General features: G+C 72.9%; 16 protein-coding genes. 14 read left to right on the plus strand and 2 right to left on the minus strand.

What is annotated here, in order from left to right; all coding sequences use genetic code 11:
- Positions 1 to 48: 48 nt before the first annotated feature.
- Genes ACIBI5_RS39350 through ACIBI5_RS39365 form a run of 4 tightly spaced genes read left to right on the plus strand, consistent with a single transcriptional unit; the run spans position 49 to position 4337 of the window.
- On the plus strand, positions 49 to 1554 hold the full coding sequence (locus tag ACIBI5_RS39350) for an amidohydrolase family protein (RefSeq protein WP_397254505.1): 1506 nt from the start codon (positions 49 to 51) through the stop codon (positions 1552 to 1554).
- A complete protein-coding gene (locus ACIBI5_RS39355) occupies positions 1551 to 2414 on the plus strand; it encodes an IclR family transcriptional regulator (protein WP_397254507.1) in 864 nt (287 codons plus the stop codon). Before ACIBI5_RS39350 ends, ACIBI5_RS39355 begins: the two co-directional genes overlap by 4 nt.
- Positions 2415 to 2439: 25 nt before the next feature.
- Complete coding sequence (locus ACIBI5_RS39360) at positions 2440 to 3267, plus strand: amidohydrolase family protein (RefSeq protein ID WP_397254509.1); 828 nt, start codon at positions 2440 to 2442, stop codon at positions 3265 to 3267.
- The gene (locus tag ACIBI5_RS39365; RefSeq protein WP_397254512.1) at positions 3264 to 4337 is read left to right on the plus strand and encodes an alanine racemase; all 1074 of its coding nucleotides are present in this window, start codon (positions 3264 to 3266) and stop codon (positions 4335 to 4337) included. Before ACIBI5_RS39360 ends, ACIBI5_RS39365 begins: the two co-directional genes overlap by 4 nt.
- Here ACIBI5_RS39365 and ACIBI5_RS39370 read toward each other — a convergent pair.
- Complete coding sequence (locus tag ACIBI5_RS39370; RefSeq protein ID WP_397254514.1) at positions 4280 to 4759, minus strand: hypothetical protein; 480 nt, start codon at positions 4757 to 4759, stop codon at positions 4280 to 4282. The genes ACIBI5_RS39365 and ACIBI5_RS39370 overlap by 58 nt on opposite strands.
- 66 nt (positions 4760 to 4825) lie before the next feature.
- Here ACIBI5_RS39370 and ACIBI5_RS39375 point away from each other — a divergent pair, with 66 nt between their 5' ends.
- Positions 4826 to 5641: an SDR family NAD(P)-dependent oxidoreductase gene (locus tag ACIBI5_RS39375; protein WP_397254516.1), complete on the plus strand. Its 816-nt coding sequence runs from the start codon at positions 4826 to 4828 to the stop codon at positions 5639 to 5641.
- Here the strand turns inward: ACIBI5_RS39375 and ACIBI5_RS39380 are convergent.
- Positions 5620 to 5847, minus strand: coding sequence for a hypothetical protein (locus ACIBI5_RS39380; protein WP_397254518.1), 228 nt, complete (start codon positions 5845 to 5847; stop codon positions 5620 to 5622). The two genes, ACIBI5_RS39375 and ACIBI5_RS39380, sit on opposite strands and share 22 nt — an antisense overlap.
- 280 nt (positions 5848 to 6127) lie before the next feature.
- Between ACIBI5_RS39380 and ACIBI5_RS39385 the strand changes: the two genes are divergently transcribed.
- From ACIBI5_RS39385 to ACIBI5_RS39425, 9 genes are all read left to right on the plus strand, one after another.
- A complete protein-coding gene (locus ACIBI5_RS39385) occupies positions 6128 to 7711 on the plus strand; it encodes an exo-alpha-sialidase (protein WP_397254520.1) in 1584 nt (527 codons plus the stop codon).
- A gap of 126 nt (positions 7712 to 7837) precedes the next feature.
- Complete coding sequence (locus tag ACIBI5_RS39390) at positions 7838 to 8599, plus strand: DeoR/GlpR family DNA-binding transcription regulator (RefSeq protein ID WP_397254522.1); 762 nt, start codon at positions 7838 to 7840, stop codon at positions 8597 to 8599.
- Positions 8596 to 9603, plus strand: coding sequence for a 1-phosphofructokinase family hexose kinase (locus ACIBI5_RS39395; RefSeq protein ID WP_397254524.1), 1008 nt, complete (start codon positions 8596 to 8598; stop codon positions 9601 to 9603). The genes ACIBI5_RS39390 and ACIBI5_RS39395 overlap by 4 nt, the downstream gene beginning before the upstream one ends.
- 2 nt (positions 9604 to 9605) lie before the next feature.
- Positions 9606 to 10688 carry a mannitol-specific PTS transporter subunit IIC gene (gene mtlA / locus ACIBI5_RS39400; protein WP_397254526.1) on the plus strand — a complete coding sequence of 361 codons (1083 nt, stop codon included), beginning with the start codon at positions 9606 to 9608 and terminating at the stop codon, positions 10686 to 10688.
- Positions 10685 to 10993: a PTS lactose transporter subunit IIB gene (locus tag ACIBI5_RS39405; protein WP_397254528.1), complete on the plus strand. Its 309-nt coding sequence runs from the start codon at positions 10685 to 10687 to the stop codon at positions 10991 to 10993. The genes mtlA and ACIBI5_RS39405 overlap by 4 nt, the downstream gene beginning before the upstream one ends.
- Positions 10986 to 11402 carry a PTS sugar transporter subunit IIA gene (locus tag ACIBI5_RS39410; protein WP_397254530.1) on the plus strand — a complete coding sequence of 139 codons (417 nt, stop codon included), beginning with the start codon at positions 10986 to 10988 and terminating at the stop codon, positions 11400 to 11402. The genes ACIBI5_RS39405 and ACIBI5_RS39410 overlap by 8 nt, the downstream gene beginning before the upstream one ends.
- Positions 11399 to 12394, plus strand: coding sequence for a zinc-dependent dehydrogenase (locus ACIBI5_RS39415; protein WP_397254532.1), 996 nt, complete (start codon positions 11399 to 11401; stop codon positions 12392 to 12394). Before ACIBI5_RS39410 ends, ACIBI5_RS39415 begins: the two co-directional genes overlap by 4 nt.
- Before the next feature lie 12 nt (positions 12395 to 12406).
- Positions 12407 to 12685: an HPr family phosphocarrier protein gene (locus ACIBI5_RS39420; RefSeq protein ID WP_397254534.1), complete on the plus strand. Its 279-nt coding sequence runs from the start codon at positions 12407 to 12409 to the stop codon at positions 12683 to 12685.
- Positions 12678 to 14282, plus strand: coding sequence for a phosphoenolpyruvate--protein phosphotransferase (locus ACIBI5_RS39425; RefSeq protein ID WP_397254536.1), 1605 nt, complete (start codon positions 12678 to 12680; stop codon positions 14280 to 14282). The genes ACIBI5_RS39420 and ACIBI5_RS39425 overlap by 8 nt, the downstream gene beginning before the upstream one ends.
- Positions 14283 to 14479 lie beyond the last annotated feature (197 nt).

A 14479-nucleotide genomic window follows, 5' to 3' on the forward strand; every position in this document is an offset into this window, starting at 1 on the left:
CCAACCGGAAAGCGCGCAGACGCGCCGCCGACCGGAAGGCGGGCCGACATGGTGCTGACCGGTGGCTTGCTGGTCGACGGCACCGGCGCGCCCGCACGCCCGGCCGACGTCGAGGTGACGGGCGCGCGGATCAGCGCCGTCCGCCCGCCCGGCACCGGCCGCGCCGCCCGCGTGCTGGATGTCGCGGGCCGCGTGGTCTGTCCCGGCTTCGTCGACGTCCACAGCCACTCCGACCTGGCCCTGCTGGCCAACCCCCAAGCCCACAGCAAGGTACGGCAGGGCGTCACCACCGAGATCGTCGGCAACTGCGGCCTCGGCGTGACCCCGGCGGCCGACGAGGCGGCGCTCAGGGCCGCCGTCGCCTTCATCGACCTCGACCCGGCGCTGCCCTGGCCGCGGGGCGGCACCACCGGCCACCTTCGCGCCCTGGAGGCCGCCGCCCCGTCCCTGAACGTCGCCACGCTCACCGGCCACCTCCCGCTGCGCGCGAGCGCCGTGGGCTTCGCCGACCGCCCCGCCGCCCCCGCCGAGTTGGGCGCGATGCGCGAGGAGCTGGCCCGCTCGCTGGAAGAGGGCGCGCTGGGCCTGAGCACCGGCCTTATCTACGCCCCCGCCAGCTACGCCACCGAGGCAGAGCTGACCGCGCTCGCCGAGGTGGTCGCGGAAGCGGGCGGCGTCTTCGCCTGGCACCTGCGCGACTACACCGACACGCTGACGGAGTCGGTGTCCCAGGCGGTACGCGTGGCCGAAGCCACCGGGTGCCTCACCCAGATCTCCCACCTGGCCGCCGTCGGCCGCCGCAACTGGGGCGCCGTCGCGAGGGCGCTCGACCTCATCGGCGACGCCCCGGTCCACGTGGACGTCTACCCGTACCTGGCCGGCAGCGCGAACCTGTCGCAGCTCCTGCCCGGCTGGGCCCACGAGGGCGGCCGGGCGCGGGAACGGCTGGCCGAGCCGGGAGCCCACGACCGCGTACTCGCCGAATGGGAGGGGCGCTGGTGGGACTGGCCGGACATCCTCGTCGACGGCCACCCGCTGGAGTCCGGCGAACAGGCGCTCGACCTGATCGCCGAGCACGGCAACGCCGTCACGATGGTCGCCTTCGGACGTTGCGAGGAGGACCTGCTGACCGTCCTGCGCCACCCCGCGACCATGATCGGCTCGGACGGCTTCGCGCTCGACCCCGGCGGCCTCACCGGCGGCGCCACGCCGCACCCGCGCTCCTACGGCTGCTACCCCCGGCTGCTGGCCCGCTACGTCCACGAGGGCGCGCTCACGCTGGAGGAAGCCGTGCGCAAGAGCACCGGGCTGCCCGCCGCGGTCTTCGGCCTCGACGGCCGCGGCCTGATCGAGGAGGGCGCGGCGGCCGACGTGCTTGTCCTCGACCCCGGCACGCTCAATGATCTGAGCACGTTCGACCGACCACACCAGTTCCCGTCAGGGGTGGAGCTCGTCCTGGTGAACGGCGTCGCCGTCGTGGAGAGCACAGGCCACACGGGCGCCGGACCGGGCCAGGTGCTACGCGCCCGCGGCCAGATCGGAGTCAGCGCATGAGGAGAGGCACCGAGAAGCGGAGCATCGACGAGGACAAGCCCGCGGCGGCCAACTACCACGCGCACGCACTCGCGCGCGGCCTGGCCCTGCTGGAACGGCTGGCCACCAGCCGCCACCCGGTGACCCTGTCGGAGCTGTACGAGGAGACGGGACTGCCCAAGAGCACGCTCGTCCGGCTGCTGTCCGTGCTGGCCGAGACCGAGTACGTCGTGCGCGTGGACGAGCGGCCGTCGTTCCGGCTCGGCCACAAGGTGCTGGACCTGTCCACCGCCTACGTCTCCACGCTCGACGCGGGCGCCTCGGCCCGCGGGCACCTGGCCGAGCTGGCCAAGCGGACCGGGCAGACGGCCAACCTCGGCGTCCTGGACGGCACGCAGGTGCTTCATCTGTGCGTCGAGGAGCCGGACCGGCCCATCCGGTACATGGCGATGAGCGGCTCGCGCGACGACACGCACGCCACCGGGCTCGGCAAGCTGCTGTTGTCGCGGCTGGGGGAGGGTGAGCTGCCGGGGTTCCTGCCGGCGGAGCCGTACCGGAGGAGGACGGAGCACACGCGCACCACCTTCGCCGAGCTGCTCGCGGACCTGCGCGTCACCCGTGAGCGCGGCTACGCCTTCGACGACAACGAGAACAGCATCGGGCTGCGCTGCCTGGCCATTCCGCTGGAGGCGGGCGGTGAGGTCCTGGCGTCGCTGAGCGTCTCGGGACCGGCCGGGGAGCTGGAACCGGCCCGCCACGAGGCGCTGCTCGCCGAACTGCGCGCCACCGCCGGGGCCATGCTCGCCGACCACGAGCTGGTGACGGCGCTGCACGTGGTGACCCGCTCCCTGCTGCCCGCCGCGGAAGGACGAAGCCGATGACCGACGTGCGGAAAGGACGCGCCCGATGATCGATGTGCACACCCATTGCATGCTCGCCGAGGACTGGGGGTGCGAGTGGGACGACCACTGGCGGCCGGTGTACGGCGGGCCCTGGCAGGACGTGACCCCCGAGGACTACGACCGGGCGATGACCGGCGTGCGCGCGGCGTTCGTGTTCGGCATCCGGGCCACCTCGGCGGGCGTGGCCACCTCCAACGAGCACGTGGCCCGCTTCTGCGCCGACACCCGTACCGAGACGGTCGGCTTCATGGCGCTCGACCCCACCGACCCCGACGTGCTCGAGCAGCTCGCCGACGGGGTGGCGCGCGGGCTGCGCGGCATCAAGCTCTACCCGGTGCTGGCCCACTTCGATCCGCGCGACCCCGCCCACGACCCGTTCTACGCGGCCGCCGCGGCGGCGGGTCTGGTGGTGCTGTGGCACATGGGCGCCACCCCGAGCCCCGCCGGCGACCTGGACGTCACCAACCCGCTCACCGTGGACGCCGTCGCCCGCCGCCACCCGGAGCTGACGCAGATCATCGCGCACATGGGCCATCCCTGGCAGCGCGAGACCATGATCGTGTTGCGTAAGAACCGGCGCGTGTTCTCCGACGTGTCGGCCAGCTGGGCCAGGCCGCTGGACGGTTACCTGTCGCTGGTGCGCGCTCAGGAGTGGGGCGTGGCGGACAAGCTGCTGTTCGGGTCCGACTTCCCGCTGTGGACGCCGGACGAGGCGGTCAAGGGCCTGCGTTCCCTCACCGGGATCCGCGTGCCCGGTCTGGAAGGCGTGCGGCAGGAGACCCTGGACACGCTGCTCGACGCCGACCCGCGCCCGCTGCTGGGGCTCTCGTGAGAATCCCGCTCGACGAGCTGCCCACGCCCGCGCTGCTGATCGACCTGGCCAGGCTGGAGCGCAACCTCGCGGACATGGCCGGGCTGGCCGCCTCCGCCGGGGTGGCGCTGCGCCCGCACTTCAAGGCGTCAAAATGCGTCGAGGTGGCGCGGCGGCAGCTCGGCCACGGCGCCGCCGGGTTCACCTGCGCCACGATGGGCGAGGTCGAGGCCCTGCTGGAGGCGGGGATCGACGACCTGGTCTGGGCGCACCAGCCGGTCGGGCCCGCCAAGGTGCGCTTCGCCGTGCGTACCGGGGTGACGGTGGCGCTCGACTCGGTGGCCGCCGCCGAGCCGCTGGCCGCCGCCGCCCGTGCGGCGGGGGTGCGGCAGCCGTACCTGCTGGAGGTGGACACCGGGATGGGGCGGGCGGGCGTCGCGCCCGCAGCGGCCGTTCGGACGGCCGCCCAGCTGGAACGGCTGGGCGGGCTGAGCCTGCGCGGCGTGCTCACGCACGAAGGCCATCTGATGACCTATCTGGGCGACCCCGGCGGGCGGGAGAAAGCCGGGCGGCGGGTCGGCGAGACGATGGCGGGTGTGGCCGCTGACCTGCGCGCGGCGGGGCACGACTGCGCGATCGTCTCGGTGGGTTCGACGCCGGGGGCGGCCAGCGCGCCGTTCGTGCCCGGGGTGACGGAGGCGCGGCCCGGCACCTACGTGTTCTACGACGGCAACCAGGTGGCGCTCGGCACCGCCGAGGAGTCCCGGTGCGCGCTGACCGTGCTGACCCGGGTGGTGAGCGTGCCACGGGGCGAGGACCTGGCTATCGTCGACGCGGGGCTGAAGGCCATGAGCTCCGACGCCTCGGTCGGGGGCGGCGGGTTCGGCACCGTGCTGGGGCTCTCGGGCGTCGCCTTCGGCAAGGCCAACGAGGAGCACGGCTATCTCACCGGCGTGGGCGGCCTCCGGGTCGGGTCCCTGGTGTCGGTGCTGCCCAACCACGGCTGCGGGGTGGTGAACATGTGGAGCGGCGCCTACGTCGTCGACGGCGGCTTCGCGGTGGACCGCTGGCCCATCAGCGGCCGCCACTGAAACGCCAGGACGGCGCCGCCGAGCACCAGCAGCCCGGTCCCGGTGCCGACGACCGTGCCCGAATGCGCGATCCAGCGCTCGCCGCCGGGCAGGCGCGTGGCGGTGACCCGCGGCGGATCGGTCCGTCCGTCGTGGTCGACGAACGTCAGAGCCGTGCGCCGTCTCGGCTCGCCCGGAGGGCCGCCCTCGCGGTGGGCGCGTAACGCCGCGAGTTCGGCCCGGCGGACGGCCGCGTCGTTGGCGCGCAGTTGCTCCGGGCTCTCGCCGTCGCAGTGCCAGACCGTGCCGCCCTTGACCATGACCGAGCGGCACTCGATCCGGGTGAACACGTGGGTCTCCAGCCCGAACGCGCCGGTCCCGACGGCGATCACGCCGACCCCCAGCGCCACCGCGACCGCTCCGGCCGCCACCATCGCTCGCATGACGCCTCCACCCTACGGCGCGAAAGTCGTTGGCGGCGGGCCGCGGGGACTGGGCATGATGACGGGATGATCGACACCGGACTGCGTGGACGCGTGGCGCTCGTGACAGGCGCCAACCAGGGGATCGGGGCCGCCGCCGCGGTCGCGCTGGCGGGGCAGGGGGTCGCGGTCTTCCTGACGTACAAGCGGCTGGAGCCGGTGGACCACCCGGCCTTCCCCGCCCAGTACGACGTGCTGCGCGCCGCGGGCGCCGACGAGGTGGTCGAGCGGATCCGGCGGGCGGGCGGGGTGGCCGAGTCGGCGGAGGCCGACCTGTCCGACCCGGAGGCGCCCCGCGCGCTCTTCGAGCGGGCCGAGGAGACGCTGGGGCCGGTGGAGATCCTGGTCAACAACGCCACCGGCTGGATCGGGAACACCTTCGAGCCGCGCGCCGCCGACGACCTGGGCCGCCCGTTGCTCCTGGTGGACGCGGCCGGTCACGACCGGCAGTTCGCCGTGGACGCGCGGGCGGTGGCCCTGCTGATCGCCGAGTTCGCCACCCGCCACATCGCCCGGAAGGCGAACTGGGGGCGGATCATCGGCCTCACCTCGGGCGGCCCCGGCGGCTTCCCCACCGAGGTCTCGTACGGCGCGGCGAAGGCGGCCCAGGAGAACTACACGATGTCGGCCGCCCACGAACTGGGCAAGTACGGCATCACCGCCAACATGGTCTACCCGCCGGTCACCGACACCGGGTGGATCAAGAAGGAGGACGAGGAGACGCTGCGCGCGCTCAGCCCTCTGGGGCACATCGGGCAGCCGGAGGACGTGGCGGACGTGATCACGTTCCTCGCTTCCGAGCAGGCGCGGTGCGTCACCGGTCAGCTCGTCAGGCTGTACTGAACGGCCTGCCCAGGGCGGGCAGCACGAGCCGGTCGACGATCGCGGCCAGCTCCTCGCCGGTGGGCGTCGCACCGTTGATCAGGTGCCGCCAGGACCTGATCGGTCATCCGGAACCCCACCTCGGCCAGCTCCGCCGACACGGCCGCGTAGATCGCGTCCAGCAGAGCCCGCCCGCGCCGCCGCGCCTTCTTCACCTGCTCGGACACGCGGGCTCTCCTCTCGGGCGGCGGCCGGCCGCACTCGGGCATTGTCCCGCATCCTCGCTCGTCTCCCGTGTATGACCGGCCGCCCCTCTCCCGAGCACCCTGGCCGCTCTGGAAGCTCATGCCGCCGCCCACGATCAGGACGGGTACTGCGTGTCGTGCCGCCATGTCGCTCATTAGGTACACGGATGCCTCCAATGAAGAGACATAACGTGGAACAACCTTTCACGTTGACATGGAACGAGATTTCGCGTTCGATCGCGGCAACCCCCCAGGAGGTCGAATGTTCCTCAAGGCGTTAGCCGTCGCCACCCTGCTCCTGACCAGCACGCCGGACGTGCAGATCATCAGCCCCGACAACAGCACCTGCCGCCCGTGGGACCCCGCCCTGACCCGGGAGCAGAACGAGACCGTCGAGTGCCCCTGGTTCCCGTCCATCGCCACGCTCGCCAACGGCGACCTCTACCTCGCGTACAGCTGGAGCGTCTCCCACTCGCACTCGGGCGCGATCGCCGCCCGGCGCAGCACCGACGGCGGCCAGACCTGGTCCGCCCAGCAGATCATCGCGAGCGACCCGGACCCGCTGACGGTCGACGTGAAGGAGCCCAGCCTCACCGTCCTGCGCGACGGCACCCTGCTGATGGCCTACTACGACTACCGGCCTTCACGCGGCAACCGCCGCCAGGTCTACGTCAAGCGCTCCACCGACAACGGCGTCACCTGGTCGGCGCCGATCCTGCCGCCCAGCCTCATGTACGACAGCGGCAAGGCCAGCGTCGCCGTCAACGGCGAGATGGTCGAGCTCGACAACGGCGACATCCTCCTCCCCGTGTACGGCTACCGCCACTACTCCGGCTCCCTGGGCGGCTCGGGCGCCCACGTCCTGCGCAGCCGGGACGGCGGCCTGACCTGGGCCAAGAGCGACGAACGCGTCGCCATGTGGGAGGGCCCCGTCTACGTCGCCGGCACCACCATCGGATACGCCGAGCCCGCCCTGGCCAACCTCGGCGGCGGCCACGTGATGATGGTGGCCAGGACCTCCAACAACGGCGACGTGATGCGCGTCAGCCACTCCTACGACGGCGGCGACACCTGGAGCGCCCCGGTCAACGAGCCCACGCTCAAGGGCCACGCGCCGCACCTGCTCAAGCTGCGCGGCGGCAGCCACCTGCTGACGTACGGCGACCAGTCGGCGACCTGGGTCGGCGGCCGCCCCGTGGCCGGGCGCATGTACATCGACTCGCGCGGCTGGTCCGCCACCCAGAGCCAGCTCATCTACCGCAACCCCGGCATCTTCTCCGACATGAGCTACCCGGGCAGCGTCCAGCTCGCCGACGGCCGCGTCCTCACCGTCTACTACGACCGGGGCCAGGGCATCCTCGGCGGCAACCACATCACGCCGGCCCCGGACCGGCTCGACCTGGCCGCGCTGCACCAGGCGGGGACGCTGACCGTGTCCACCGACCTCACCCACACCGCGCCGAGCCGTCCGTCGATGGGGCCGCTGGGGCCGATCGACGGTGACCTCACCTACTGGCACGCCGCCGGCGCCGGGACGACCGCGCCGCCCGCCCGTTACTGGCAGGCCGATCTCGGCGGGCCGTACCCGATCACCGGGGTGGGGGTCGTGCTCAAGCCCGGCTACCACGAGTCGGCCAAGGTCGAGGTGTCGGCGACCGGGTCCGGCGACTGGCAGGAGGTGCGCGCGTACACGATGGCCCGCACCGACACGCTCGACTGGACCACGCTGGCGGCGCCGCGCGAGGCCAGGTACGTGCGCGTGACCATCACCGACACGACCGGCAACGGCCACGCGATGCTCACCGAGGTGGCGGTCCGTGTCGCCCCGACGGGCTTCACCGGCTAGAAGGAAGTGGAGGGCGCGTGATCCGGTCAGGATCACGCGCCCTTTTCTGTGTCCAGACCTTGACGAACAACATATACACGTCTAAAACAATGTGAAACCACATTGAAACGGCGGTGAACCAACAGCATGTACGCCGAGGAGCGCCAGCAGGAGATCCTGCGCAGGGCGCGCGAGGCCGGTCGCGTGGACGTCGTGGCGCTGGCCGAGAGCTTCGACGTCACGACGGAGACCGTTCGCCGCGACCTCACCGTGCTGGAGCGGGCCGGCGTGCTGCGCCGCGTGCACGGCGGGGCGATCCCGGTCGAACGGCTCGGCTTCGAGCCCGCGCTGGCCGCCCGCGACGAGGTGATGACCGCCGAGAAGGAACGCATCGCCAAGGCCGCCCTCGCCGAACTGCCCGACGACGGATCCGTGATCATCGACGCGGGCACCACGACCGGCCGCCTGGCCCAGGTGCTGCCGGCCGACCGGGAGCTGACCGTGGTCGTGAACTCCCCGCCGCTGGCCACGGTCCTGGCCACCCGGGCCAACCTGACCGTGATCATGCTGGGTGGCCGGGTCCGCGGGCGCACGCTGGCCACGGTCGACGACTGGGCGCTGCGTCCGCTGGCCGACCTGCACGTGGACGTGGCGTTCATGGCCACCAACGGCTGCTCGGTCGCCAAGGGCCTCACCACGCCCGACCCGGCCGAGGCGGCGATCAAGCGGGCGATGATCGCGGCCGCCGAGCGGAGCGTGCTGCTCGCCGACCACACCAAGTTCACCAACACCTACTTCTCCCGCTTCGCCACGCTGAACGAGATCGACGTGGTGATCACCGACACCGGCCTCGACCCGGCCACCGCCGCGGATCTGGCCGAGGCGGGGCTCGAGGTGGTCCGCGCATGATCCTCACCCTGACGCTCAACCCGAGCCTCGACCGCACCATCGAGGTCGGCGAGCTGACCCGCGGCGCGGTGATCAGGGCGGGAGCGGCCAGGCTCGACCCCGGCGGCAAGGGCGTGAACGTCTCCCGAGCCCTCCTCGCCAACGGCGTCGTCTCGTGCGCGGTGGTGCCGTTCGGCGGCGACGAGGGCAGGCGGCTGGTCCACCTCCTGGCCGACGAGGGCCTGGAGATGGTGATGGTCCCGGTCAGGGGCGCCACCCGCTCGAACGTGGCCCTGGCCGAGCCCGACGGCACCGTCACCAAGATCAATGAGCCCGGCACCGCGCTGTCGGCCGACGAACTCGACACCGTCGCCGAGGCCGTCCTGTCCGCCGCGCACTCGGCCGACTGGGTGGTCGCCTCCGGCAGCCTGCCGCCGTCGGTCCCCCAGGACGTCTACGCCGTGCTCTGCCGCCGCTTCACCGGCGCCGGCATCCACATGGCCGTCGACACCAGCGGCCCCGCCCTCATGGCCGCGGTCGCCGCCGGTCCCGCGCTGGTCAAGCCCAACCGCGACGAGCTCGCCGACGTGACCGGCCGCCCGATCACCAGCCTGGGCGACGCCGTGGAGGCCGCGGAGAAGCTGCGCGCCGCCGGCGCGCGCTCGGTGCTGGCCAGCCTCGGCGCGGCCGGCGCCGTCCTGGTCGCGGAACACGGTGTCTGGTACGGCGACTGCCGCGTCGAAGAACCCCGCAGCACGGTAGGCGCCGGCGACGCCATGCTGGCCGGCTTCCTGGCCCACCTGTCCCGCTCAGCTCTCCGGGACGGCCCAGCCCGCAGGGACGGCTCCCCGGGGGACGCGCTCCTGGCCGATCCGCTCGCCTGCGAACGCGCGCTACGCGAGGCCCTGGCCTGGGCCGCCGCCGCCGTCGAACTGCCGGGGAGCCGCATGCCCCACCCCTCCGACATCCGCCGCGACCGTGTCCGGCTGCTTCCCGCAGATCCGTCCACCCCCCTGGGAGAGTAACCATGGCCGACACCTACACCCCTCCGGTCACCGGGACCGGCGTCAAGGCCACCATCCAGCGCATCGGAGGCTACTTAGCGGGCATGATCATGCCGAACATCGGCGCGTTCATCGCCTTCGGCCTCATCACGGCCCTGTTCATCCCGACCGGCTGGCTGCCGAACGAGGACTTCGCCAAGCTCGTCACCCCGATCATCAGCACCCTGCTTCCGATCCTCATCGGCTACACCGGCGGCCGGATGGTCCACGGCCAGCGTGGCGCGGTGGTCGGCGCGGTCGCGACCGTCGGGCTGATCGTCGGCGCGACCATCCCCATGTTCCTGGGTGCGATGATCATCGGCCCGCTGGCCGCGTACGTGCTCAAGCTGGTGGACGGGTTCACCGAGGACCGCACCAAGGCCGGCTTCGAGATGCTGGTCGACAACTTCACCGCCGGCATCGTGGGCGGCGCGATGGCGCTGCTGGGCGCCTGGGGCATCGGCCCGATCGTCAAGGTCGTCACCGACGCCGCGGGCGGGGCGGTCGGGTGGCTGATCGGCAACAGCCTCCTGCCCGCCGCCTCACTGCTCATCGAGCCGGCCAAGGTGCTGTTCCTCAACAACGCGATCAACCACGGCGTGCTCGGCCCGCTCGGCGTCGCCGAGGCGGCCAGGTCCGGGCAGTCCATCCTGTTCATGCTGGAGTCGAACCCGGGCCCGGGGCTCGGCCTGCTGCTGGCCTTCATGTTCTTCGGCCCCAGGGTCATGCGGCCCACCACCCCGGCGGCGATCATCATCCACTTCTTCGGCGGGATCCACGAGATCTACTTCCCGTACGTGCTGATGAAGCCCCGCCTGATCCTCGCGGTCATCGCGGGCGGCGCGGTCGGCATCTTCACCTTCATGATCACCGGCTCCGGCCTGGTGGCGCCACCCTCGCCGGGCAGCATCTTCGCCTACCTCACGGTGACGCCCAGGGGCGGCTGGCTCGGGGTGGGGGCCGGCATCCTGCTGTCGACCGCGGCCAGCTTCGTCGTCGCCGCCCTCCTGCTCGGCTTCGGCCGGGGCGAGAAGAAGGAAGAGAAGGAAGAGGTCGCAACAGCATGAGCAGCATCGACAGCAAGGACATCCGCAAGATCGTGATCGCCTGCGACGCCGGCATGGGCAGCAGCGTCATGCTCGCCACCACCGTCCGCAAGCAGCTGAAGGGCACCGGCGTCCTGGTGGAGCACACTCCGGTCAACTCCATCCCCGACGACGCCGACGTGGTGCTCACCCACGCGGGGCTCGCCGCCCGCGCCCAGGCCGGGGCGCCGGGGAAGGTCATCATCCCCTTCCAGATCTTCCTCGGCGATCCGGCCGTCACCCGGCTCGTCGAGACCATCAAGAAGGGCGGGACCGTCGGTGCGTGAGGTGCTGGAGGCGCGAGCCGTACTCCTGCGCGAGAAGGCGGCGACCCGCGAGGAGGCCGTCGCCCGGTGCGGTGAGGTGCTGGTGGAGGCCGGCGCGGTGGCGCGGCCGTACGTGGAGGCCATGCTGGAACGCGAGCGCTCCATCTCCACCTACGTCGGCGAAGGCGTGGCGATCCCGCACGGCATGTCCAAGGAGCACGTGCTGCGTGACGCGATCTGCGTGCTCCGCTTCCCCGCCGGGATCGACTGGGACGGCGAGCGGGTCACGCTCTGCGTCGGCATCGCCGCCAAGGGCGACGGCCACGTGGCGCTGCTGGCCGAACTCGCCGAGATCCTGCTCGATCCCGACCGGGCCCGCAGGCTGCGCGAGGCCCCCGACGTCGAGACCGTCATGAAGGAGCTCACGTGAAGGTCGCCCGATTCCACGCCCCAGGCGACATCAGGATCGAGGAAGCCCCGCGCCCCGAGGGCGGCCTGGTGATCCGCGTGCGCAACTGCTCGACCTGCGGCACCGACGCGAAGATCTACAAACACGGCCACCACCACATCGCGCCGCCGAGGGTGATGGGCCACGAGATCGCCGGGGAGGTCGTGGGCACGGGCGAACGCGTGCAGGTGATCGCGGCCGTCCCCTGCGGCACGTGCGCGGAGTGCCGGCGCGGCCGGATGACGGTCTGCCCGAACCAGGAGTCGATGGGCTACCACTACGACGGCGGTTTCGCCGAGTACATGGCGATCCCCGACAAGGTCGTCGCCGTCGGTGGCGTCAACCCCGTCCCCGACGGGGTGTCCTTCGCCGAGGCCTCGGTGGCCGAGCCGCTCGCCTGCGTGCTCAACGGCCAGGAGCTGGCGCGGGTGTCCGATGGGGACGACGTCGTGGTGATGGGCGCGGGTCCGATCGGCTGCCTCCACGTACGGCTGGCGCGCGCCCGCGGCGCGGCCAGGGTCTTCCTGGCCGACGTGAACGCCGACCGCCTGGCCAAGGCCGCCGCCCTGGTCGAACCCGACGCGGTGATCGACGACGACGCCGTCGACCGGGTGCTCAAGCTGACCGGCGGGCGCGGCGCCGACGTGGTGATCACCGCGGCCGCCTCGGGGGCCGCCCAGGAGCAGGCGCTGGCGATGGCGGCCAGGCAGGGCCGGATCAGCTTCTTCGGCGGCCTGCCCAAGGACGACCCGATCATCCGGTGTGACTCCAACCTCGTGCACTACCGGGAGCTGACGATCGTCGGGGCGAACGGGTCGAGTCCCGCCCACAACGCCCGCGCGCTGGAGCTGATCGCCTCAGGACAGGTTCCGGTCGCCGACCTCATCACCCACAGGCTGGGCCTGGATGACGTGCTGGAGGCGATCGCCCTGGTCAGCAGGGGCGAGGCGATCAAGGTAACGATCGAGCCGTGAAGGAGCAGTGAGATGGCAGAGCGTACGGTGGCCGTGGCCGCGCGGGCGGGCCTGCACGCGCGACCGGCCAAGCTGTTCGTCCAGGCGGCGATGAAGCTGGGCGTGCCCGTCAGGATCCGTGTCGGGTCCGGCAAGGAGGTCCCGGCCAACAGCATGCTGGGCGTGCTGTCACTGGGCGCGGTCCAGGGCACCGAGGTGACGCTGTCGGCCGCCGACGGCCCCGAGGGCGAGTCCGCCCTGGACGCGCTGGCCGCCATGCTGGCTCGCGACCTGGACGCCGCAGATGCCTGACCTGCGGGGACTGGGCGTCAGCCCGGGGCGTACGGCGGGCCCCGTCCTTCTCATGGCCGCCGCGCCCGCGCTCCCGCCCCCAGGCCCGCCCCTGTCCACCGAGGCCGGGACCGCCGCCGTGGCGGCCGCCCTGTCCGCCGTCGCGGCGGAGCTCGACCGGCGGGCAGGGCGGGCCGGTGGCGAGGCCCGCGACATCCTGGAGTCGCAGGCCATGATGGCCGCCGACCCCACGCTGCTGGAGGCGGCCGAGGAGCACGTCATCGGCGGCATGGACGCCGCCCACGCCCTCGACGCGGCGTTCACCGGCCATCGCGCGGCTCTGGTGGCCGCGGGCGGGTACTTCGCCGAGCGCGCCGCCGACCTCGACGACCTGCGCAACCGGGCCGTGGCCGCGGTGCTGGGCCTGCCGATGCCCGGCGTGCCCGACCCCGGCCACCCGTTCGTCCTGGTCGCCGAGGACCTCTCCCCCGCCGACACCGCTGGGCTGAGCGAGGACGTGCTGGCGCTGGTCACCGAGAAGGGCGGGCCGACCAGTCACACCGCGATCCTGGCCCGCGGCAGGGGACTGCCCGCCATCGTCGCCTGCGCGGGCGCCCTCACGCTGGAGGAGGGCACGCTGGTGAGCGTCGACGGCGCCACCGGCGAGATCCGCACCGGCCTCGACGGCCCGGCCGCCGAGGAGGTCAGACACCGGGCGGAGGCCGAGCGCGCCAAGCTCGCCCACAGCCGCGGACCCGGCCGGACCGCCGACGGGCATCCGGTCAAGCTGCTGCTCAACATCGGCTCGGCCGGTGACCTGGTGCCGGAGGCGGAGGGGGTGGGGTTGTTCCGTACCGAGCTGCTGTTCCTGGACCGCAGGACAGCCCCGGGCTTCGAGGAGCAGGTGGCCGCGTACGCGGCGGTGTTCAAGTCCGTCCCCGACGCGATCGTCAGGACGCTGGACGCCGGGACCGACAAGCCGCTGCCGTTCCTGGAGCTGCCCGTCGAGCCGAACCCGGCGCTCGGCATCCGCGGCCTGCGCGTGGACCGGCTGCGGCCGGACGTCCTGGACACCCAGCTCGCCGCCGTCACCGAGGCGGCCCGCGCCACCGGCGCCGAACCCGCGGTGATGGCGCCCATGGTCAGCACCCCGAGGGAGGCCGCGCGCTTCGCCGGGCGGGCGCGCGCGGCCGGGGTGCGCCGCGTGGGCGTGATGATCGAGGTGCCCGCCGCCGCGCTGCTGGCCGAGGCGATCCTGGCCGAGGTCGACTTCCTCAGCATCGGCACCAACGACCTGGGCCAGTACGCCTTCGCCGCCGACCGGCAGCATCCCGCCCTGGCCGACCTGCTCGACCCCTGGCAGCCCGCGTTGCTCAGGCTGGTGGAGATGTGCGCGGCGGCCGGCCGTGGCGCGGGCAAGCCCGTCGGGGTGTGCGGCGAGGCCGCCGGTGACCCGCGCCTGGCGCCGGTCCTGGTCGGGCTGGGCGTGACGAGCCTGTCCATGTCCGCCGTCTGCGTCCCCGCCGTACGCGAGGCGCTGGCCGGGCACACCCTGGAGGAGTGCCGGGCCGGCGCCGAAGCCGCACTACAGCGGGATCACGCCGACGGCGTCGTGTGATCGAAGGCGATCAGCACCCCGCCCTACAGCGGATGCTCGACCACCTCCGCCCGCACCCCGAACACCTCGGCGAGCAGCCCGCCAGGTGAGCCAGGGCGGCGAGCACCAGGCACGCCACGGCGAAGATCACCGAGCGCGCCACCCGCAAGACCCACATCCCGGCCATGACAGCGGAATGCTCTCACCCGCCTCCCGCG

The sequence above is a fragment of the Nonomuraea sp. NPDC050540 genome, from assembly GCF_044457485.1.
Lineage (GTDB): Bacteria > Actinomycetota > Actinomycetes > Streptosporangiales > Streptosporangiaceae > Nonomuraea.